This is a genomic window from Leifsonia tongyongensis, assembly GCF_010686705.1.
In the GTDB taxonomy this organism is placed as follows: domain Bacteria; phylum Actinomycetota; class Actinomycetes; order Actinomycetales; family Microbacteriaceae; genus Diaminobutyricibacter; species Diaminobutyricibacter tongyongensis.
Map to the genome: position 1 here is coordinate 720994 of NZ_JAAGWY010000001.1, position 21639 is coordinate 742632.

Here is a 21639-nt window from a genome sequence, read left to right on the forward strand (position 1 = left end):
CTATGGCCGAGGGAGTGCGCGGACGCACGGTTCTCATCGCCGGGGCGACCAGCGCGAGCGGTGAAGCCGTCGCATCAGCGTTGGTCGCCGCCGGGGCGTTCGTCCTGGCTGTCGGTACGCGTGAGGATGCACTGGAGCGCCTGGCGCAGGCCGTCCCCGGCGTGGACACCCGTGTCTGCGATCTCGGCGACCGGTCGGCGGTGGCGGAGCTCGCCATGCGCATCCACGTGAAGTTCGGCCGGATCGACGGCCTCGTGCACCTGGTCGGCGGCTGGCGCGGAGGCGGCGGGATCGAGGGACAGACCGACGAGGACTGGGAATTCCTGGAACGCGCCTTCACGACGCTGCGGAACACGACCCGGGTGTTCTACGAGGACCTGGCGGCGTCGCCGGCCGGGAGGCTGGCGATCGTGTCCGCGACCGCTGTCGAGCATCCGCAGGCCGGCGGCGCCAACTATGCCGCGGCGAAGGCGGCGGGAGATGCGTGGACTCGAGCGGTCGCCCAGGGCTTCAGGAAGGAAGCCCCGAACGCTGCAGCGGTGATCTTCGTGGTGAAGGCGCTCGCCGGGCTCGAGGGGCTGCTTGCGGAGCGTGTGGTGGAGTTGTGGGATGCCGATCCCTCCACAATCAACGGCGAGCGGCAGTTGCTCACAGCCCTGGACTCCGCGACCGCGTGAGCGCCCAAGTTACGCAAGGATAGACGAGTGACTCTGCAACTCCATGACCTGAACCTGCGCGGGTTCGCATCCGACAACTATGCGGGCGTGCATCCTGAAATCCTCGACGCGATCGCCGCCGCCAACGAGGGCCACCAGATCGCCTACGGCGAAGACGTCTACACGGCGCGACTGCATGAGGTGTTCGCGGAGCACTTCGGCGCCGGCGTGGAGGTGTTCCCCGTCTTCAACGGCACAGGGTCGAACGTCGTCAGCCTGCAGTCGATGATTCCGCGCTGGGGTGCCGTCGTCTGTGCGAAGACCGCTCACATCAACACCGACGAGGCCGGCGCCCCTGAGCGCGTGGCCGGAATCAAGCTGCTCCCGGTCGAGACGCCCGACGGCAAGCTGACGCCCGAGCTGATCGACCGCGAGGCCTGGGGCTGGGGTGACGAGCACCGCGCCCAGCCGCTCGTCGTGTCGATCACGCAGACCACCGAGCTCGGCACGGCGTACTCGGTCGACGAGGTCAAGGCCATCGCCGATCACGTCCACGGTCTGGGCATGAAGCTGCACATGGACGGGGCGCGTATCTCGAACGCGGCGGCGACGCTCGGTGTGCCGCTGCGGGCGTTCACCCGCGACGCCGGTGTCGACGTGCTGGGCTTCGGCGGAACGAAGAACGGCATGCTCTACGGCGAGGCCGTCGTCGTGCTGAACCCGGAGGCGTCCGACGGGCTCATCTACCTGCGCAAACTGAACATGCAGCTGGCCTCGAAGATGCGCTTCATCTCCGCCCAGCTCATCGCGCTGCTGACCGACGAGCTGTGGCTGCGCTCGGCGTCGCACGCCAACGCCATGGCCGCTCGCCTCCGCACGGCTCTCGAAGAGGGTGTCGCCAGCGGCGAGATCAGCGGTGTGGGTTTCAGCCAGCTCACGCAGGCCAACGCGGTCTTCGCGACGCTGCCGGCGGGGGTCGCGGATCGTCTTCGAGGGCATTTCCGCTTCTACGACTGGGACGCCGCGCGCAACGAGGTCCGGTGGATGTGCTCGTTCGACACGACCGAGGCCGACATCGACGCCTTCGTCGCCGCGCTGAAGTTCGAGCTCCACGCCTAGGATCCTGCGCGGATCGGCTCGAATCCGGCCGAAAGAGCGGAAATGTGCCCCAGGCGAGGGTCAGACTGACACTCCAAGTGGGGTACAAAACATGTCCTCATTTTGGCCCACACGGGTCCTCTTTTTCGCTACACTTCAAGAGTCGCCGCGGAACCCGAATAATCCACGGTCGATACCCCGAAAACGCATGACGGGATGTGTGGGTCACCCTAGGACCCGCACACCCCGTCATCGTTGTTTAAGGCCAACGGCGGCGAGGCCGATGAAAAAGCCGGTCAGCGGCCAGAAATCGCGCGGATGGTACCCCCCGAAAAGGGGCGGCGATGCCACTCCAACTGGGGTACACATCGTGTCCTCATTTTGACCCACACGACGTATTTGCTGGCTAAGCTCGCACTGCTGCATCCGAGTTTCACACACGTTCAACCCGAATAGACGTGGACCGGGGACCCGAACCCCCGAGACTCACGTTCCAACCCGACCATTGCAGCCCAGAATGGAACAGGAACACCGTCATGCCCAAAATCCGCAAATCCACGACCCTGAAAGCCGCCGCAGTCGCCCTGGGGGTCGCCGGCATCGTCGGACTCACCGTCTCGAGCGCTGCAAGCCTCAACCTTTCAGGCGGAACGATCGGCGCAGGAACAACCGTCGTCGCCGCCTGCCAGCCGGCCGCCACACCCATCACGGTGAACTTCACGTCGGTCTACTCTGCGACCCCCACCGCCGGCTACACGGTGGCCAGCGTCAACCTCGGCGCCATTGCTGCCGCCTGCCAGGGCCAGTCGCTGAAGGTGACACTCGCCAACTCGTCGAACACACAGCTCATCGAGCTCACCGGCACCGTACCGACGACCGGATCGGGACCGTACACGGTCTCCCTCTCCGTTCCCGCCGGCACTCCCATCCCCGCGACCTCGGTCGTCGCCACCTCGGTGGTCGTCTACAACTAGGTGGTCGGCGGCGCGGCCCTGCGCCGCCGCCATCTGTGCGGTCATGGAACCCGAATCCACGACAGTACACACGAGGGCTTGGCGGGCAGTTCGGATCGGTCTCGGATCCGTGCTGGTCGTCATCCTCGCAATCCTCGTCTGGCCTACCAGCCTCGGCGGGTGCACCACCATGACCGTCGTCTCCGGTCACTCCATGGAGCCGACATTCCACACCGGCGACCTCGTCGTCGCGCGGTGCGGAACGCCTGCGGTCGGCGACATCGTCATCTACCAGCCCCCCGGTATCGCCGAGCGCGCGCAGATCATCCATCGCATCATTGCCGCCGGCAGCAACGGCGGCTGGGTGATGCAAGGTGACAACAACGACTTCAGAGACCCGTGGCAGCCGACCGACCACGACATCCTCGGCATCGCGCTTCTCAAGATCCCGTCAGTCGGCTCGCTGCTGCGGGCACCGCTCGTGTGGTCATCCCTGCTTCTCATGGCCGCCGCGCTGCTGGTGTGGCCGGCCCGCGAACGCGTCCTCGGGAGACGAACGGCAGCCCTCGCGTCGACCGCTGAAGCCTTCGACGACCACCAGGCGACAGAGGCCGAAGCAGACAGGAAGGTGGTCGTGTCATGAAAGCCGTCCGCCTGCTCGCTGTCGTGGCGGCCGTCTCCGGTATCGTCGCCGTCTCCCTGTCCAGCGCATCCGCCCTCGCCGTTCAGGCCGGCTCCCTCGGTTCGTACACGATCTCCTCTGCCTGCACCGCATCGACCTTGACGGTGTCATCGATCAACGTGACCGGCAACAACACCTCGACCGTGCTGATCTCGAATGTGCCGGCCGCCTGTCGCGGCCTGGCGCTCCAGCTCACGGTCTACGGCGCGGTCGGGGCGGTACGAGGCACCGCGACGACCACCACCACGGACCTGGGTACGACGACGACGGTCGCCCTCGACACGACGATCCACCTCAATCAGGTCAAGGGGGTCGCCCTGGCGATCGACGGAAGCGGCATCAACACCACCTGGGCCGGCTGACACCGCAGATCGGCGCTTCGCTCCGTGTATGTGTGTGCATGGAATAACCAGGACCCCACTGCGTTGAACGGTGATGGCAATGGCGCCATCCGACCGTCCAGACCATTTGGAGACACATTGTCCATCGCAGACCTTCCCACGCGTACCGCTGACACGAGCGCACCCCTCCTCGGTGTGCTGGCCGACCGCTGGAGCCCGCGCTCCTACGACGCCACCGCGCCTGTCGACGAGCTGAAGCTCACGGCTGCGCTCGAAGCTGCGCGCTGGTCGCCGTCCGCCAACAACTCGCAGCCGTGGCGTTTCATCGTCGCGCGCCGTGGGACCGAGGCGTTCGACGCTGTCGCCGCGAACCTCATGGGCTTCAACCAGGCATGGGCCGGGTCCGCCGGTGTGCTCATCGTCGCCCTCGCCGAGACGGTCGACGAGAACGGCCAAGAGCGTCCCTGGGCGAAGTACGACCTGGGCCAGGCTGTCGCGCACCTGACCGTGCAGGCCCACCACGACGGGCTGCATGCGCACCAGATGGGCGGCTTCGTCGCCGACGGCCTTCGCGAGGCGTTCGGTATCGACGGGCGCTTCACCCCGATCTCGGTGACTGCGCTCGGCGTCGTCGGTGAGCCGGAAGCGCTTCCTGAGGCTCTCCGCGAGCGCGAGATCGCACCGCGGAGCCGCGCCGCCCTCGACGACATCCTCCTCGTCAACGCCTAGCAGCACCCGACGCTTGCTCCCCGGACCCGAACCCTGGGGCGAGCACAGGAAAAGGTACCTCGTTCTTCACGAATGGGGTGCCTTTTCCTGTAGTGGGCGACTCGGGGGTGGCAGCTCAGGGGCGCAGCAGCACCTTGATGGCACGTCGTTCGTCCATGGCCGCGTAGGCCTCGGCGACGTCGGAGAGCGGAAGCTCCAGGTCGAAGACGCGACCCGGGTCGATCGCGCCGGCCAGTACATCCGCCAGCAGCTCCTCGACGTAACCGCGCACGGGAGCTACGCCGCCGTTGACGCCGACGTTCGTGTTGAACAGGCGGCGCACTGGAAGCTCCGGGCCGCCGTTGGGAGCGCCGACATAGCCGACCATGCCGCCCGGACGTGCTGAACGGATCGCCTGGTCCATCGACTCCTTCGTCCCGACGCACTCGAGCACGCAATCGGCCCCGATGTCGTCGAGCATCGCCTTGACCCGTGCCACACCGTCGTCGCCCCGTTCCTCGACGATGTCCGTCGCGCCGAACGCGCGCGCGAGCTCCTGCCGCGCTTCGTGGCGCGACATCGCGATGATCCGGGATGCACCGAGCCGCTTCGACGCGAGCACCGCGCACAGCCCGACCGCCCCGTCGCCGACGACCACGACCGTGCTGCCCTGGCTCACCCCGGCGGACACGGCGGCATGATGGCCTGTGCCCATGACGTCGGCGAGGGACAGGAGGCTCGGGATGAGCTCCTCGGCCGGGTATCCGGGCGTCGCGACGAGCGATCCGTCGGCGTGCGGAACCCTGACCTTCTCGCCCTGGCCGCCGTCGGCGAAGGCGCCGAACTCGTCCTCGCTGCCCCACCAACCGCCGTGCTGGCATGACGTGCTCACACCGTTGCGGCAGTTGATGCAGGTGTTGTCGCAATCGTAGAAGGGGGCGATGACGAAGTCGCCGACGGCGACCCTGGTCACCTTCGGCCCGACCTCCTCGACGACGCCGACGAACTCGTGGCCGATGCGATGCGGCTCGTGGGTCGGCGTGACCCCGCGGTAGGGCCACAGGTCAGACCCGCAGACGCAGGCTGCGACCACGCGGACGATGGCGTCACCCCCTGTGGACAGGACCGGATCGGGAACCTCTTCGTAGCGGATGTCCCGAGCGCCGTGAATCACCGTTGCATGCATGACTCGAGCCTACGCGCGCCGGCCGCCGGCCGCCGCCGCCGCCGGCGGCCGGCGGGCGACCCCGCGCTAGAGGTCGTCGCCCTCGAGGTCCTCGTCGCCGTAGCCGGCAGGGACGGTGGCGTCGGGCACCGTCGGCCCGACCGTCAGGCGGTCGCCCTCGGGAGCAACGTCGACGAGCACCGTGTCGCCGTCGCGCACCTCGCCCTTCAGGAGTTCGGTCGCGAGCCGGTCGTCGATCTCCTGCTGCATCAGCCTGCGCAACGGTCTCGCACCGTAGATCGGGTCGTAGCCGCGTTCGGCGAGCCAGCGGCGCGCATCCGGTGTGACAGCCAGTTCGAGGCGGCGATCCTGCAGGCGCCGCGTCAGGCGGTCGACGTTCAGCTCGACGATCTCGCCGAGCTCCTCCTGGTTGAGCGTCGAGAACACCACGATGTCGTCGAGGCGGTTCACGAACTCCGGCTTGAACGACTGCCGAACCATCTGCAGCACCGCCTCGCGCTTCTCCGTCTCGGTGAGGGTCGGGTCGACGAGGAACTGGCTGCCCAGGTTCGACGTCAGAATGAGGATGGCATTGCGGAAGTCCACCGTGCGCCCCTGACCGTCGGTGAGCCGGCCGTCGTCGAGCACCTGCAGCAGCACGTCGAAGACCTCGGGATGCGCCTTCTCCACCTCGTCGAGCAGGATCACCGAGTACGGGCGCCTGCGCACCGCCTCGGTGAGTTGGCCGCCTTGCTCGTAGCCGACATAGCCGGGGGGCGCTCCGACGAGGCGCGAGACGGAGAACTTCTCCCCGTACTCGCTCATGTCGATGCGCACCATCGCCTTCTCGTCATCGAAGAGGAAGGCGGCGAGCGCCTTCGCCAGCTCGGTCTTGCCGACGCCGGTCGGCCCCAGGAACAGGAAAGACCCGGTGGGCCGGTCGGGATCGGAGATGCCCGCGCGCGTGCGGCGCACCGCATCCGCCACCGCCTTGACCGCGGGCTTCTGCCCGATCAGCCGTTTGCCGAGCTCGGATTCGAGCTGCAGAAGCTTCTCGGTCTCACCCTGGGTGAGCCGGTCGACGGGGATGCCCGTCCACGCCGCGACGACGGCGGCGATGTCTTCGCTGGTCACCTGCTCGTTCACCATGCGGGGCCTGTCAGGATGCTCTTCCGCCTGCTCGGCCGCCGTGAGTTCACGCTCGATCGAGGGGATCGTCTCGTATTCGATCTTCGAGGCCTCCTGATAGCGACCGTCGCGCAGGGCGAGATCGCGCTTCGTCTTCGCCTCCTCGAGCTGAGAGCGGAGCTCGCCGACCCGGTTGAGGGATGCCTTCTCGAGTCGCCAGCGTTCCTGCAGCTCAGCGAGTTCGCTCTCGCTCTCGGCCAGGCGTTCGCGCAGCCGGGCGAGCCGCTCCTTGCTCGCGTCGTCCTTCTCCTTCTTCAGCGCGAACTCTTCGAGCTTCATGCGCTCGACCACGCGCTGGAGGGTGTCGATCTCGACCGGCGCCGAGTCGATCTCCATCTTGAGACGGCTGGCGGCTTCGTCGATGAGGTCGATCGCCTTGTCCGGCAGCTGGCGCGCGGTGATGTAGCGGTTGGAGAGGGACGCGGCCGCGACGAGCGCCGAGTCCTCGATCGTCACGCCGTGGTGCGCTTCGTACCGCCCTTTGAGCCCGCGGAGGATGGCGACCGTGTCTTCGACACTGGGCTCGCCGACGTACACCTGCTGGAAGCGTCGCTCGAGGGCCGCATCCTTCTCGATGAACTCGCGGTACTCGTTGAGCGTGGTCGCCCCGATCAGCCGCAGCTCGCCGCGGGCGAGCATGGGCTTGAGCATGTTGGATGCGGCGACCGACCCCTCGCCGCCGCCCGCGCCCATGAGGATGTGCAGCTCATCCACGAAGGTGATGATCTTGCCTTCGGCGTCGTTGATCTCTTTGAGGACGGCCTTGAGACGCTCCTCGAACTGGCCGCGGTACATGGCGCCGGCGACGAGGGCGGACAGGTCGAGCGCGACGAGCTGCTTGCCCTTGAGCGAGTCGGCCACGTCGCCGGCGACGATGCGCTGTGCGAGCCCTTCGACGACAGCGGTCTTTCCGACGCCGGGTTCGCCGATCAGCACCGGGTTGTTCTTCGTGCGCCGGGTGAGCACCTGGCTGACGCGGCGGATCTCGGCGTCGCGCCCGATGACCGGGTCGAGTTTGCCGCTCTTGGCGATCTCGGTGAGGTTGATCCCGTACTGCTGGAGTGCGGTCTTCTGCTCGTCGGTCGACGCAGGGGCGCCCTGCATGTTCGCCATCTGGGTCCTTTCAGCTGCTGTCCCGGCCGGGTTCGGGAGACGGGTAAAGTTGAGTCTAGTAGGCTCAACTTTAGCAATGGGTGCGCTATTCCGCCAGCGGTTCCTCTTCCCCCACCGATTCACAGACCCAGCGGTAGATCTGACCGTCGCGGAGTTCGACCGACCCCGGCAGAGCGGGAACCCCACCGGTCGACAACGCGGCCAGTACGTTCACCCTCCCACGGACCACCGACCCCGAGGGCTCGGTCCAGTGGAGATAGGGATGCAGCGCCAGGCGCACGGCCTCCGCGTCGCCTGCGGCCATCGCGTCGCGGAAGTGGTCGACGACGCGGCGCTCCACCTCATCCATCCCGTCAGACTGCCCCAGCCCGCGCGCCCGCACAACCCTCGCAGTTCCCTGCCGCGGGTGGGTCTGTCAGACTGGGAGGAGAACACCGAGTGATGGTAGGTTTTTGCGATGGCGAGCAGCGGAACATATGTCGAAGTCGAGACCACGGCCGGTCGTGTGCGGGGTGCGTGGCGCGGCACGCCGGGTGAAGGGGGTGGGTCGGCGGCCTTCCTCGGCATCCCGTTCGCTGAGGCGCCCGTCGGCGAACTCCGCTTCGCGGCGCCGGTGCCCAAACGTCCGTGGGAGGGCGTGCGCGACGCGCTCGACTACGCACCGACGGCGCAGCGGGGAGACCCCGGGGTCACCCTGATCCCCGAGCCGAGCATCCCCGGCGATTCGACGCTCAACGTCAACGTCTTCACTCCGGCCCCGGCGAGTTCTGCCGCCCTTCCGGTGCTGGTGTACATCCACGGCGGCGGTTACTTCGCCGGGTCCCCCGCCAGTCCCTGGTACGACGGCGCCGCGTTCAACCGCGACGGAATCGTCACCGTCTCGATCTCCTACCGGCTCGGCTTCGACGGTTTCGGATGGATCGAGGACGCCCCGATGAACCGCGGCGTGCTCGACTGGCTGCTCGCACTCGAATGGGTTCGCGACAACATCGCGGCCTTCGGGGGCGACCCGGCGCGCGTCACCATCGCGGGCCAGTCGGCCGGCGGGGGCGCGGTGCTCACGCTTCTCGGGATGCCCACCGCCCAGTCGCTCTTCAGCAGGGTCTACTGCATCTCGGGCGCAGCGGCCGACGTGTCCTCAGCCGAGGCGGAGACATTCGGGCGACGCCTTGCCGAAGCCGGCGGTGTGACACCCGATCGCGCCGGGCTCTCCTCGTTGAGCGAGGAACGGGTGCTCGAACTTCAGAAGCAGCTGACGGCGCCCGCTGCGGGCGGCAATCCCCTCGACGGCCTGCGCACGTTCATCGACGGCGGCCTGACGATCGGCCCTGTCATCGACGGCGAACTCGTACCGAAGCCGACGGTCGCCGCGATCCAGGCGGGCATCGGCGCCGACAAGCCGCTCGTCCTCGGGGCGACCGACGACGAATTCTCGATGATCCTCAGCGACTCGAAAGACAAGCTCCGCTGGGTGCCGGCGCGCTACCTGCTCGGGAAGGTCGGCCTGACGGGCGGGGCCCGATCCGCATATGTCAGCGCGAATCGTGCTGTCGCCCGACGCGGAACGGCTGCGATCGTCGGCCGGTATCTCACCGACCGGATGTTCCGTTCGCTGGCGCTCCGCATCGTCCGCGCCCGGGGCAGCGCTCCGACCTGGGCGTACCGGTTCTCCTGGCCCTCGCCGAAATTCGGCATCGCCGTCCACTGCGTCGACGTGCCCTTCTTCTTCGACTGCCTCGATGCCGTGGCCGTGGATGCGATCGCCGGCGACCACCCGCCGCAGTCCCTTGCCGACGCGGTACATAGGGGTGCCGTGAGTTTCGCGCGCGACGGCGACCCCGGCTGGCCGCGGTTCGCGCCGGACGGCGAGACCCAGGTCTACGACGCTGCCCCCACTGTCGTCCGCGACGGCTACGCCGAGGTCGCCGCACTCATCGCCTGAGGCGTGCGTCCGCACGGCTGCCCGCGGCCGCCCGCTGCCGGCCGCGCGCTGCCGGCTGCCCGCGAGTCGTCACCAACTCCCCCGAAAACCGTCCCGAAAGGGGAGTTACCGACCACTCGACTCGTTCCTGCGGACGGAGCGGGTCACGGTGAACTTCGCGTTGCGGGCGACCTGGGTCGTGGGGCCGACGATCCGTTCGAGCGGCGTGCGGTAGCCGAGATGCGAGTTCCACACGGCCCAGAGCTCGCCGCCCGGCTCGAGCACGCGCGCCGCATCGTCGAACAGCTTGAGGGCGGCGCCCGCGTGCACCGCCGCGCCGATGTGGAACGGCGGATTCACCACGATCAGCTCGGCGCTCGAAGCCGGCTGGGCCGACAGTGCATCGTCGCGCACGACGTCGACCCGGTCGGCGACGCCGTTCGCGAGCATGGTCTCGCGGGCGGATGCGACGGCGGCAGCGGACTGGTCGGTGGCGATCACGTGGATGCCCGGCCGAGCGCGGGCGAGCGAGGCGGCGATCACCCCGGTGCCGCAGCCGAGGTCGATGGCGGTCCGCGCATCCGGTCGCGCCGCGGCGAGCACGGTGAGGAGAAAGCGCGTGCCGATGTCGATGGAGGTGCCGGCGAATGCGGCGCCGTGCGCGCACACCCAGAGCCCGAGGTCTGCGTGGTACTCCCTACGCGGCCACTCGGACTGCCGCCCGAACCGCCCCTCCGGCGCAGCGGGATCGGCCGGGGCCTCGTCGCCGGGCAACCCGAGCCGCCCCTCCGGCGCAGCCCCCTCAACGGTGAGGACCCGCGCCTTCTGCCGGGCGAGCCCCGCGCGAACCGAGGCGAATGACGCGAGAAGCACGTCGTTCATCGCCCGTGTCAGGTGCTTCACCATGCCGCCTGCGTACACGGTCACGTCGGCGGATGCGTGGGCCGCGACGAGCTGGGCGACCTCGGCGAGCGCATCCAGGCTTCTCGGCAGCCGCAGGAGCACGACGTTCGCTCCGTCGACCAGCCCAGGGACGAGGTCGAACGACTCGAACGCATCCGCCAGCCCGGAGCCGGCCGCGTTGGCGGCCAGGGCGCGCTCGGCGGTCACCGGATCCTGGTGCACCCGCATGCCGCGCACCCCGTACAGGGCCGCAGCACCGAGAGTGAGCCCGCCGTAGTTGTCGCCGATGACGACGACCTCGCCGGGGGCGGCCGAGGTCAGCGCATCCGCCGCCGTGTCGAGGAGCAGGCGGTCGGCGGCATCCACGGCGAACAGGTTCGGGGCTTCGACGTCGGGGCGCCGGCGCAGCCGCTCGAACGAGAAGTCTCCGGGATCGGCCACGCCCTCTTTCCTACCACGTCCCGTAGGTCGCGGCACCTGACGCGGACACCGGTGCCCGCCCGTCCGGGACGTCCCCGCCACCTCGAGAGGGCGGGGACGTCCCGACGTGGCGGTCAGACTGCCGCCGCCCGCGTCAGATCTCGACGTCGACGGACGACACCAGCGCGGCGGCGGAGGACCCGACGTGCACACGATACGTTCCCGGCTCGGTGCGCCAGGCCATGACGCGTTCGCACAGATGCGGTCCGGAACGCGCGTCGACCGTGTGCGCGCGCCCGAACCGGCGGTCATCCGCCGGGAGTCGACCGCGCCGTCGGCCCTACGCCGGGATTAGGTACCGCGAATTCCGCTTCGTGCGGACTCGGATGCGTAATTCGTGGCACCTAATCGCGCGCGGCGACGCCGACCTCCGCGGCGACGGCCTCGCGCGCGCCGACGAACGCATCCACGCAGCGGCGGATCTCGTCCTCCGTGTGCGCCGCCGACAACTGCACGCGGATGCGCGCCAGCCCCCGCGGCACCACCGGGAACGAGAACGCCGTCACATACACGCCGCGCTTCTGCATCTCATCCGCGATGCGTGCGGTGAGCGCCGCATCCCCGAACATGACGGGAACGATCGGATGCTCGCCCGGCAGCAGCTCGAAACCCGCGTCAGACATCAGCGAGCGGAACAGGGCCGCGTTCGCGCGCAACGTCTCGCGCAGCCCGTCGGACTGCTCGAGCAGGTCGAGGGCCGCGAGCGTCCCGGCGACGATCGACGGCGCGAGCGTGTTCGAGAACAGGTAGGGCCGCGCCCGCTGCCGCAGCAGGTCCACGATCTCCTGGCGCGACGACACGTACCCGCCGGATGCGCCGCCGAGCGCCTTGCCGAACGTTCCCGTGTAGATGTCGACCCGGTCGGCGACCCCGGAGAACTCCGGGGTCCCGCGCCCGTGCGCACCAACGAACCCGACCGCGTGCGAGTCGTCGACGAAGACGAGCGCGCCGAACTCGTCGGCCAGGTCGCAGATCTCCGCGAGGGGGGCGATGTAGCCGTCCATGGAGAAGACGCCGTCGGTCACGATGACCGTGTGGCGTGCATCCGCCGCCGCTTCGAGCTGCGCACGCAGGTCGGCCATATCGCGGTTGCGGTAGCGCAGGCGCCGCGCCTTCGACAGGCGGATCCCGTCGATGATCGACGCGTGGTTGAGTTCGTCGCTGATGATCGCGTCCTCCGCCGAGAACAGCGTCTCGAACACACCGCCGTTGGCGTCGAAGCACGACGAGAACAGGATGGTCGCCTCCGTGCCGAGGAAGTGCGAGACCCGGCGCTCCAGCTGGAGGTGCTGTTCCTGGGTTCCGCAGATGAAGCGCACGCTCGCAAGCCCGTAACCCCAGTCGTCGAGGGCTTTCTTGGCGGCGTCGCGGAGCGCGGGATGGTCCGCGAGCCCGAGGTAGTTGTTGGCGCAGAAGTTGAGGACCTCCGCGCCGTCGGCCACGATCAGCGCCTGCTGCGGCCCGTGGATGCTGCGCTCACGTTTCGTGAGCCCCGCCGCCTCGATCTCGGCGAGCTGCCCCGCCACGTGCTCCCGAAACGTTCCGTACATCAGAGTTCCGTCCAATCCAGGATGACTTTGCCGCCGTGCGCCGACGCCGCGGCCGCGAATCCGTCCTCCCAGCGGCTCGCCGGGAACCGGTCGGAGACGATGGATGCGATGGCGTTGCGCAGCGTCTCGCTGGTCTGCAGCATGGCGCCCATCGCGTTCCACGTCTCGAACATCTCGCGACCGTAGATGCCTTTGAGGGTGAGCATGTGGGTGACGACGATCCCCCAGTCGACGGCGATCTGGGTGGACGGCAGGCCGAGCATGGCGATGCGTCCGCCATGGTTCATGTTTTCGATCATCTGCGGCAGTGCCGTCGGAGCACCACTCATCTCGAAGCCGACGTCGAAGCCTTCGCGCATGCCGAGCGCGATCTGCGCATCCCGGATCGACGCGGAGCGCACATCCACGGTGAAATCGGCGCCCATGCCTTCGGCGAGCGCGAGACGGTCAGGGCTGATGTCGGTGCCGACGATGAAGCGAGCGCCGACGTGGCGGGCGACGGCGATGGCCATCAGGCCGATCGGGCCGCAGCCGGCGACCAGCACATCCTCACCGACGACCGGGAACGCGAGGGCGGTGTGCACGGCGTTGCCGAGCGGGTCGAAGAGCGCGCCGACGTCGGGCTCGATCGCGCTGTGGTGCACCCAGGCGTTGGTGGCGGGCAGGGTCAGGTATTCGGCGAACGCACCGTTGCGCTGCACGCCGAGACCCTGGGTGCGGATGCACATCTGCCGGCGTCCTGCACGGCAGTTGCGGCAGGTGCCGCACACGATGTGGCCTTCGCCGGAGACCTTGTCGCCCACGGCGACGTCATGCACGAGGGGTCCGACTTCGACGACTTCGCCGAAGAATTCGTGGCCGGGGATGAGCGGGGCCGCGACAGCGGAGGCCGCCCAGTCGTCCCAGCGGAGGATGTGCAGGTCGGTTCCGCAGATGCCGGTGCGCAGCACCCGGATCTTGACGTCCTCCGGTCCCGTCTCGGGTTCGGGAACGTCGATCAGTTCGAGGCCTGCTGCAGCCTCAGCTTTGTAAAGGGCCTTCATCGCCACCTTCTTGCTTCGTCGTGTGAAGTGTCGTGCATCCGGGCTCTTGTGAAGCCCGCTTCACTCTACGACGAGTCGCTGATGGTCGCCGACCTGTTACGGGCCCCACTGTTTGTCGAAAGCGGCGGGTGTCGCGCCGAGCGACTAGGCATTTTTGACAAACCGCGCGTGCGCGCAGCTCAGTCGCGGTCGAGCGGACGCCAGACGACGATCTGGTTGCTGCGGCGCACACGCGTGCCGGCACGCAGCGAGATGACCTCGCCTGCCGAGCCGGCGGCGAACACGCGGCGACCCGGCCGGTTGAGCAGCTCATCCGACAGGGCGGACTCGAGCTCGCGGATGCGCCCCGTGAGCGCACCCACCTGGTCTTCGAGTTCGAGGATGCGCCGGATGCCCTCCAGGCTCACCCCTTCGGCTCCGAGTCGCGAGATCTCCTGCAGCTTCGCCACATCGCGCATCGAATACCGACGGGATTTGCCGGGCGTGCGCGACGGACTCACCAGCCCGAGACGGTCGTACTGCCGCAGCGTCTGGGGGTGCATCCCGGCGAGTTCGGCTGCGACCGAGATGACGAAGACCTGGGTGTGCTCGTCGATGTCGGCCATGTCAGCCTCGCGACCTCGCGAGCAGGTCGTCGCGCGGGTTCTCATCCGGCAGCTTCTCGACGAAACCGCGTAGCGCCTCCTCGGCGTCGGCCGACAGGTGCGACGGTACGGCGATCTGAACGACGGCCAGCAGGTCGCCGGTGCCCTTCGGGGTCTGCACGCCGCGACCCTTGACCCGCAGCACGCGACCGCTCGGGGTGCCGGGGGCCACACGCAGCTTGACCGGGTCGCCGCCGAGCGTCGGCACTTCGATGGTCGCGCCGAGCGCCGCCTCCGCGAACGTCACCGGCACGGTCACCCGCAGGTTGAGGCCTTCGCGCTCGAACACGGGGTGCTTGCGCACGGACACCGTGAGCACGATGTCGCCCGACTCGCCGCCGTCAGGGCTGGGCTGGCCTTTGCCGCGCAGCTTGATCTTCTGGCCGTCGGCCACGCCGGCCGGAATCTTCACCTTGATCGGCTTGCCGTCGGCGGCCTGCAAGGTGATCGTCTCACCGCGCGTGGCGGTGATGAATTCGATGGTCGTGGTGGCGGTCACATCGCGGCCGCGGGTCGGACCGCCGTAGCCGCGGAATCCCCCGCTCGTCGAGCCGAACCGGCCGTCGCCGAACATGCTCCCGAAGATGTCGTCGAACTGGCCGCCCTGCTGATAGGTGTAGCCGCGTTGGCCGCCCTGCCCGAACATCCCACCGAACACGTCGTCGAACCCGCCCTGCCCGGCCGAGCCCGGCGCGGTGAACCGGGCGCCGGAACCCATGGCGCGGATCTGGTCGTACTCCTTGCGCTGCTCCGGATCGCTCAGCACCGAGTTCGCTTCGCTGATCTCCTTGAACTTCGCTTCCGCGGCCGCGTCGCCAGGGTTCGAGTCCGGATGATATTTGCGAGCGAGCTTGCGATAGACCTTTTTGAGCTCTGCCGGGGTGACGTCCTTGGAGACACCGAGGACCTTGTAGAAGTCCTTGTCGAACCAGTCCTGGCTTGCCATGGCGCCTCCTCTCCCTCTATCTAACCGTGCGCAATTCGAAGAAAGTCTTTTCTGCGACGCGAATCGATCGCGTCACGTCTGCCCCATCCGCGTGCATACTCCCGAATTGCGAAAGGGAGCACGCTGCGGATGGGGCAGGCGGATGCTGCTAGTGCTGCGGAACCGACACGACGACCTTCGCCACCCGCACCAGGGTCGAGCCGACCACATAGCCGGTCTCCACCACGTCGGCGACGGTGTCCGTCTCGACGTCGGGGCTCGGCTGCTGGAAGATCGCCTCATGGATCTGCGGGTCGAACGGGTCGCCGACGGCACCGAAGGGCTTCAGACCGAGGCGCTCGACCGAGGTACGGAGTTTGGCCGCGATGGTCGTGAACGCACTGCCCTCCTCGAGGTCGCCGTGCTTCTCGGCCCGGTCGAGGTCGTCGAGCACCGGCAGCAGGCCTTTGACGGTCTCGCCGACGGCGCGCTCGCGCTCGATCTCGCGGTTGGCTTCGGTGCGCTTGCGGTAGTTCGCGTACTCGGCGGTCACCCGCTGGAGATCGGCGAGCCGCTCGGCTGCCAGTTGTTCGGCCGTGGACTGCCCGGACAGCAGGTCGAGGTCTTCATCCGACAGGAAGTTGCCGAGCTCGTCGGCGTCCGTGTCGGACGGACCGACGTCGACCAGCTCTTCATGGGCCAGGTCGGGGCCGGAGGACTCAGCCTCCGACCCTCCCTCCGGATGCCGAACCTTTCCGGTCTCGGGATCGATCCGCCGCTTGTCGCGGATGACCGGCTCCTCGTTTTCGTCGGGCTGGTCCCCTTCGGGACCTTTCGGCGTGTGAGGCATGACTACTTGGTCTCCTCGTCCTCGACGACCTCGGCGTCGACGACATCCTCATCGGACGGCGTCTCGGCTGCGGGCTCCTCGGCGGGTGCGGCCTGCTCGGCCTGGCTCGACGCGTAGATCGCTTCGCCGAGCTTCTGCTGGCTGGAGTTCAGCTTGTCGTACGCCGTCTTCACCGCATCCTCGTCGTCTCCGGCGAGCGCGGTCTTCAGCGCGTCGACGTCGCCCTGGACCTCGTTCTTGACGTCCTCGGGCAGCTTGTCGTCGTTGTCCTTGATCAGCTTCTCGATCGAGTAGGCGAGCTGCTCGGCCGTGTTACGGGTCTCGGCGGTCTCACGACGCTTCTTGTCCTCCGCGGCGTGCTCCTCGGCCTCGCGTACCATGCGCTCGATGTCGTCCTTCGGCAGCGACGAGCCGCCGGTGATCGTCATCGACTGCTCCTTGCCGGTGCCCTTGTCCTTGGCGGACACGTGCACGATGCCGTTGGCGTCGATGTCGAAGGTGACCTCGATCTGCGGGATGCCGCGGGGCGCCGGGGCGATGCCGGTCAGCTCGAAGGTTCCGAGCGGCTTGTTGTCGCGGGTGAACTCGCGCTCGCCCTGGAAGACCTGGATCGCGACGGACGGCTGGTTGTCGTCGGCCGTGGTGAAGGTCTCGCTGCGCTTGGTGGGGATGGCCGTGTTGCGCTCGATGAGCTTGGTCATGATGCCGCCCTTGGTCTCGATTCCGAGGCTCAGCGGGGTGACGTCGATGAGCAGCACGTCCTTGCGCTCACCCTTGAGGACACCGGCCTGGAGGGCTGCGCCGACGGCGACGACCTCATCCGGGTTGACGCCCTTGTTGGGCTCCTTGCCGCCGGTCTCCTGCTTCACCAGGTCGCTGACGGCGGGCATGCGGGTCGAACCACCGACGAGCACGACGTGCGCGATGTCGGACACCTTGATTCCGGCCTCACGGATGACGTCGGCGAACGGCTTCTTGGTGCGGTCGAGGAGGTCGCTGGTCATCTGCTCGAACTGGGCGCGGGTGAGCGTCTCGTCGAGGTTGGCCGGGCCGTTCTCGGTCAGCGACAGGTACGGGAGCTGGATGCTCGTCGACATGCTGCTCGACAGCTCCTTCTTGGCCTGCTCGGCAGCCTCCTTCAGGCGCTGGAGGGCGATCTTGTCCTTGGAGACGTCCACACCGGTGGTCTCCTTGAACTTCTTGATCAGGTGGTCGACGATGCGCTGGTCCCAGTCGTCGCCGCCGAGGCGGTTGTCACCGGCGGTCGCGCGGACCTGGATGGTCGAGAAGTCGTCGTCCTTGCCCACCTCGAGGAGGGAGACGTCGAAGGTTCCACCACCGAGGTCGAAGACGAGGATGAGCTCGTCCTCCTTGCCCTTGTCGAGTCCGTACGCGAGAGCGGCGGCGGTGGGCTCGTTGATGATGCGGAGCACGTTGAGGCCCGCGATCTCACCGGCCTCCTTGGTGGCCTGGCGCTCGGCGTCGTTGAAGTATGCCGGAACCGTGATGACCGCATCCGTCACAGTGTCGCCCAGGTACTGCTCCGCGTCGCGCTTCAGCTTGCCGAGGATGCGCGCCGAGATCTCCTGCGGCGTGTACTTCTTGCCGTCGATCTCGACCTTCCAGTCGGTGCCCATGTGGCGCTTGACGGATGCGATGGTGCGGTCGACGTTGGTGACGGCCTGGCGCTTCGCGGTCTCGCCGACGAGCACCTCGCCGTCCTTGGTGAAGGCGACCACGGATGGCGTGGTGCGGAATCCTTCTGCGTTGGCGATGACGGTGGGCTCGCCACCTTCGAGCACCGAGACCACGGAGTTCGTGGTTCCGAGGTCGATACCTACTGCACGTGACATATGTGTTTTTCTCCTTTGTTGCCGGCTTGTCGCCTGTGAAAGTCGTGGGGTCAAGAGTTGAGTCCTGACGACTCAAGCGTTGCATCCGGCCGAAGTGATGTCAAGTCGATCGGGAAAAACTTGAGTGTACTTGACTCAACTTCGCGCGGGCGTGAAGAATTCCCGGTGAGGGGGACAAAGGGGACGGCGCCGGGCGCCGTTCGTAAAACAGGAGATCGTGTGACGGATGGGGTGCGCGGGCGGCCTCCCGCGGAAAAACCCCTGATGGGATGCGCGGCCACAGCCCGCCCGGCCCCCAAACTCCTGTTTTACGAACATGGGTCACGACAGCGATGCAGGCATTCAGGAGATCGTGCGACGGATGCGGCGCGCGGGCGGCCTCCCGCGGAAAAACCCCTGATGGGACGCGCGGCCCCGGCGCGCCCAGCCCGGATCTTCCTGAATTACTGCCGGCCCCCGGGGAGGGGCGACTCGGGCCAGAGACACGAAAGACCGGCCCGCCTGGGGAGGTTCCAGGCGGGCCGGTCGTACGGTGCTTTCAGCCGATCCCGATCAGCCGTCAGCTCCGGCGGGGGTCGACGTCGTGGTGAACCCTTCCAGCTTGTTCGCCGCCTGGGCGTACTTGTTGGTGAAGGTGTCGCCGAGCGTCACGTTCGACGTGTCGACGCCGATCGCCTTCTCCATCGCGAGGATGGTCTTCGGGCCTCCGGCGGGCATGATGCCGTCGGGCAGGAACTGGCCCTTGTCGGTGTTCAGACCGTCGATGTACTGCTGCTTGGTGATCGTCGCGTTCTGCACGTACTCAGCGGGCAGCTTGTTGGCGATGTCCGCCGCGGAGTGCGAGTTGATCCAGTGCATCGTCGCCACCAGAGCGTTGACGACCTTCTGGACGGCATCCTTGTGCGAGTTCACCCAGCTCCTCGTCGCCAGCACACCCGCCGCCGGCCAGTCGCTGCCGAGCGCCTTGGTCGCGCCTTCCGCCGTAGCGAGGTCGACGGCGGTGTAGGCGAGGTTCTTGCTGGTCAGCGCGCCGACGGTCGGCTGCGTGGTCATGACGCAGTCAGCCGAACCGCGCTGGATGGCGGCGATCGCCGTCGACCCGGCACCCACGGCGAGCGTGTGGTACCCGCTCTTCGCGATTCCCTGGGTGTGTGCGAGGAACTGCGTCAGCGAGTCCGTACCCGAACCGAGGTCGGTCACACCGAGCGTCTTGCCCTTGAAGTCGGCCGCCGAGTGAACGCCGCTCTTGGTGCCGCACATCTCGCGCTCGCCCGGGGCTCCCGAGAGCTGTACGACGTCGATGACGTCCTTGCCCTTCGACTTGAAGTCGATCGTGTGGTTGTACCAGGCACCGGCCATGTCGACCTGACCCGATGCCATCGCATCCTCGGCGCCGACACCACCGTTCTGCTCGGTGGACAGCTGCATGTTCACGCCGTACTTCTTGTAGTAGCCGAGTCGCTCCGCGAGCTCATACGGCAGGTAGATCTGCTTGTCGATGCCGCCGACCATCATCTTGACGGTAGGGATCGTCGCGGCTGCATTGCCGGCGGCTGCATTGCCACCCGCTGCTCCGCTGCTGCAGGCCGCGAGGCTGAGCATCAGTGCTCCGGCCGCAGCGACAGCGCTGATAGTGCGCTTCTTCATGTGAGTGCGTTTCCTTTCGTTGACGCCGAGGGTTCGGCGATTTTCCTGGTGAGGACTGTGAGGACTGTGAGGACTGTTGCTGGTTGACACCGGGCGATCAGATCGCCTGGGCTTCCGAGCGGTTCGGCGGACGCCACTTGAGGAGGGCCCGCTCCAGGAGCGTGATCAGGTATTCCGCCCCGAGCGTGACCACGGCCATGATCACCATGCAGGCGAACACCGTGTTCGGGTCGAAGCTCCCCTGGGCCTGGCTGATGATCAGCCCGATGCCCTGCTGGGCGCCGAGCACTTCGGCGACGAGTGCGCCGATGATCGCGAATCCGAAAGCCGTGTGAAGGCTCGCGATGATCCAGGTCATCGCCGACGGGATGGTCACGTGCCGGGCGACCTGCAGCGGGGATGCTCCCAGGACCCTGACATTGGCGACCAGGTTCTGGTCGACTTCGCGCACACCCTGGAAGGCGTTGAAGAAGACGACGAAGAACACGAGCACCGAGGCGAGGAGCACCTTCGGGAACACACCGAGGCCGAACGCGACGATGAAGATCGACCCGAGCACGATGCGGGGGATCGAGTTCACGACCTTGATGTACGGGCCGAAGACCGACGCTAGGTACCGGTTCGAACCGAGCAGGATGCCGACGACGACACCCGCGATGGTGCCCAGGATGAAGCCGAAGAAGGCCTCCTGGACGGTGATCCACAGGTTGTCCCAGATGGATCCGAACGCCGACCCCTGGGTGAAGAGGTGGACCAGGCTGTCCCAGATCCCGGACGGCTGTCCGTAGAAGAACTTGTCGACCCACCCGGTTGCGGTGAACCACTGCCAGCCGCCGATCACGATGACCGCGACGAGAACGCGGCCGACCCAGATCCACGCGGTGCGACGCGATCGCGCCCTCCGCGCGTTCGCCCGGAGCTCGCTCTCCTGCGTCACGCCGAACGATCCCTTGGCGGCGACCGCCGACCCGTTGGTGTTCACTGCCGCGGTCATGCTGCTGCCCCCGCCGTCTGCTGGTATGCCCTGGTGACCTCGTCTTTGAGCGAGTCCCAGATCTGTCCCTGGATCTCGAGGAACCGCTTCTCGTGACGGATCTCCTGGACGTCGCCGCGCGGACGCGGCAGGTCTATGTCGAAGATGTCCTTGACCGTTCCGGGGCTGCTGGTCATGATGACCACCCGGTCGGAGAGTGCGACCGCCTCATCGAGGTCGTGGGTGATGAACAGCACGGATGGGCGCAATTCCTCCCACAACTGCAGCAACTCGGTCTGCATGATGGCTTTGGTCTGCACGTCGAGCGCCCCGAACGGCTCGTCCATCAGCAGGATGCGCGGCCGGTTGATCAGCGCGGCCGCCATGGCGACCCTCTTGCGCATCCCGCCGGAGAGCTGGTGCGGATAGCGGTCCTCGAAGCCCGCGAGTCCGACGCGGCGCAGCCAGTCCATGGCGAGCGCTGTCGCCTCCCGCTTCGGCGTGCCGAGAAGCACCGGCCCGATCATCACGTTGCCGAGCACGGTCTTCCAGGGGAAGAGCGAGTCGGCCTGGAACATGTAGCTGACGCCGTTGGTGACGCCGTCGACGATGTGACCGCCGACCTGCACGGAGCCCGAGCTCGGCGGCTCGAGGCCGGAGACCTGTGCGAGCGTCGTGGACTTGCCGCAGCCGGTCGGTCCGACGATCGCGCAGAACTGCCCGGGTTCGACCGTGAGCGTCACGTCGCGGATGGCCGTGAAGGTTTCGCCCTTCGGGGTGACGAAACGCTTGGTCAGCCCGACGATGTCGATCCGCGCCGCATCCTCTGCGCGGGCGGTGGCCGCTGGTGTGCGGCTGGGGTTGGGTTCACCCATAATGCCAAGACCTCTCTGTCTTTCGGTGTGAGTACTGATCGTGCGGCAGGCGGCATGGCGGTGTCTCGCTT

The 21639-nt window shown here is 67.7% G+C and carries 20 protein-coding genes; 7 read left to right on the forward strand and 13 right to left on the reverse strand.

The genetic code is table 11. The annotated features are described in order from the left end of the window. Positions 1-2 precede the first annotated feature (2 nt). The 6 genes from G3T36_RS03400 (at position 3) to G3T36_RS03425 (ending at position 4459) form a co-directional block, all read left to right on the forward strand. A complete protein-coding gene (locus G3T36_RS03400) occupies positions 3-677 on the forward strand; it encodes an SDR family NAD(P)-dependent oxidoreductase (RefSeq protein WP_163287992.1) in 675 nt (224 codons plus the stop codon). A 27-nt stretch (positions 678-704) separates the two neighbouring features. Then, positions 705-1775, forward strand: coding sequence for a beta-eliminating lyase-related protein (locus tag G3T36_RS03405; RefSeq protein WP_163287993.1), 1071 nt, complete (start codon positions 705-707; stop codon positions 1773-1775). A 515-nt stretch (positions 1776-2290) separates the two neighbouring features. Beyond that, complete coding sequence (locus tag G3T36_RS03410) at positions 2291-2728, forward strand: hypothetical protein (RefSeq protein WP_163287994.1); 438 nt, start codon at positions 2291-2293, stop codon at positions 2726-2728. Between the two features lie 109 nt (positions 2729-2837). Further along, positions 2838-3350, forward strand: a complete 513-nt coding sequence (locus tag G3T36_RS03415) for a signal peptidase I (protein WP_163287995.1) — start codon at positions 2838-2840, stop codon at positions 3348-3350. Then, positions 3347-3751, forward strand: a complete 405-nt coding sequence (locus G3T36_RS03420; RefSeq protein WP_163287996.1) for a hypothetical protein — start codon at positions 3347-3349, stop codon at positions 3749-3751. The genes G3T36_RS03415 and G3T36_RS03420 overlap by 4 nt, the downstream gene beginning before the upstream one ends. 117 nt (positions 3752-3868) lie before the next feature. Further along, on the forward strand, positions 3869-4459 hold the full coding sequence (locus G3T36_RS03425; RefSeq protein ID WP_163287997.1) for a nitroreductase family protein: 591 nt from the start codon (positions 3869-3871) through the stop codon (positions 4457-4459). A 115-nt stretch (positions 4460-4574) separates the two neighbouring features. Here the strand turns inward: G3T36_RS03425 and G3T36_RS03430 are convergent, their stop codons facing one another. The 3 genes from G3T36_RS03430 to G3T36_RS03440 all read right to left on the reverse strand — a co-directional run bounded on the left by G3T36_RS03430 (position 4575) and on the right by G3T36_RS03440 (position 8253). Further along, a complete protein-coding gene (locus G3T36_RS03430; protein ID WP_163287998.1) occupies positions 4575-5624 on the reverse strand; it encodes a zinc-dependent alcohol dehydrogenase family protein in 1050 nt (349 codons plus the stop codon). Positions 5625-5690: 66 nt separating this feature from the next. Next, complete coding sequence (locus G3T36_RS03435; protein WP_163287999.1) at positions 5691-7904, reverse strand: ATP-dependent Clp protease ATP-binding subunit; 2214 nt, start codon at positions 7902-7904, stop codon at positions 5691-5693. An 85-nt stretch (positions 7905-7989) separates the two neighbouring features. Next, a complete protein-coding gene (locus tag G3T36_RS03440; protein WP_163288000.1) occupies positions 7990-8253 on the reverse strand; it encodes a nuclear transport factor 2 family protein in 264 nt (87 codons plus the stop codon). A gap of 108 nt (positions 8254-8361) precedes the next feature. Between G3T36_RS03440 and G3T36_RS03445 the strand changes: the two genes are divergently transcribed. After that, positions 8362-9846, forward strand: a complete 1485-nt coding sequence (locus G3T36_RS03445) for a carboxylesterase/lipase family protein (RefSeq protein WP_163288001.1) — start codon at positions 8362-8364, stop codon at positions 9844-9846. Positions 9847-9951: 105 nt separating this feature from the next. Here the strand turns inward: G3T36_RS03445 and G3T36_RS03450 are convergent, their stop codons facing one another. From G3T36_RS03450 to G3T36_RS03495, 10 genes are all read right to left on the reverse strand, one after another. Further along, the gene (locus G3T36_RS03450; RefSeq protein WP_338031441.1) at positions 9952-11169 is read right to left on the reverse strand and encodes a class I SAM-dependent methyltransferase; all 1218 of its coding nucleotides are present in this window, start codon (positions 11167-11169) and stop codon (positions 9952-9954) included. 383 nt (positions 11170-11552) lie between these two features. After that, entirely contained in the window at positions 11553-12758 is a 1206-nt protein-coding gene (locus G3T36_RS03455) for a glycine C-acetyltransferase (RefSeq protein ID WP_163288003.1), read from the reverse strand. Continuing rightward, positions 12758-13801 (reverse strand): L-threonine 3-dehydrogenase, encoded by a 1044-nt coding sequence (tdh, locus tag G3T36_RS03460; RefSeq protein WP_163288004.1) that lies wholly within the window; start codon positions 13799-13801, stop codon positions 12758-12760. Before tdh ends, G3T36_RS03455 begins: the two co-directional genes overlap by 1 nt. A 179-nt stretch (positions 13802-13980) precedes the next feature. Then, positions 13981-14397: a heat shock protein transcriptional repressor HspR gene (locus tag G3T36_RS03465; protein ID WP_163289050.1), complete on the reverse strand. Its 417-nt coding sequence runs from the start codon at positions 14395-14397 to the stop codon at positions 13981-13983. Between the two features lie 10 nt (positions 14398-14407). Further along, on the reverse strand, positions 14408-15391 hold the full coding sequence (locus G3T36_RS03470) for a DnaJ C-terminal domain-containing protein (RefSeq protein ID WP_163288005.1): 984 nt from the start codon (positions 15389-15391) through the stop codon (positions 14408-14410). A gap of 148 nt (positions 15392-15539) precedes the next feature. Continuing rightward, positions 15540-16220 (reverse strand): nucleotide exchange factor GrpE, encoded by a 681-nt coding sequence (locus G3T36_RS03475; RefSeq protein ID WP_163288006.1) that lies wholly within the window; start codon positions 16218-16220, stop codon positions 15540-15542. A 2-nt stretch (positions 16221-16222) separates the two neighbouring features. Then, positions 16223-18073 carry a molecular chaperone DnaK gene (dnaK, locus tag G3T36_RS03480; protein ID WP_163288007.1) on the reverse strand — a complete coding sequence of 617 codons (1851 nt, stop codon included), beginning with the start codon at positions 18071-18073 and terminating at the stop codon, positions 16223-16225. Between the two features lie 552 nt (positions 18074-18625). Continuing rightward, positions 18626-19720 carry an ABC transporter substrate-binding protein gene (locus tag G3T36_RS03485; protein WP_163288008.1) on the reverse strand — a complete coding sequence of 365 codons (1095 nt, stop codon included), beginning with the start codon at positions 19718-19720 and terminating at the stop codon, positions 18626-18628. Positions 19721-19817: 97 nt separating this feature from the next. Next, positions 19818-20714, reverse strand: a complete 897-nt coding sequence (locus G3T36_RS03490) for an ABC transporter permease (protein WP_163288009.1) — start codon at positions 20712-20714, stop codon at positions 19818-19820. Continuing rightward, the gene (locus G3T36_RS03495) at positions 20711-21568 is read right to left on the reverse strand and encodes an ABC transporter ATP-binding protein (protein ID WP_163288010.1); all 858 of its coding nucleotides are present in this window, start codon (positions 21566-21568) and stop codon (positions 20711-20713) included. The genes G3T36_RS03490 and G3T36_RS03495 overlap by 4 nt, the downstream gene beginning before the upstream one ends. Positions 21569-21639 lie beyond the last annotated feature (71 nt).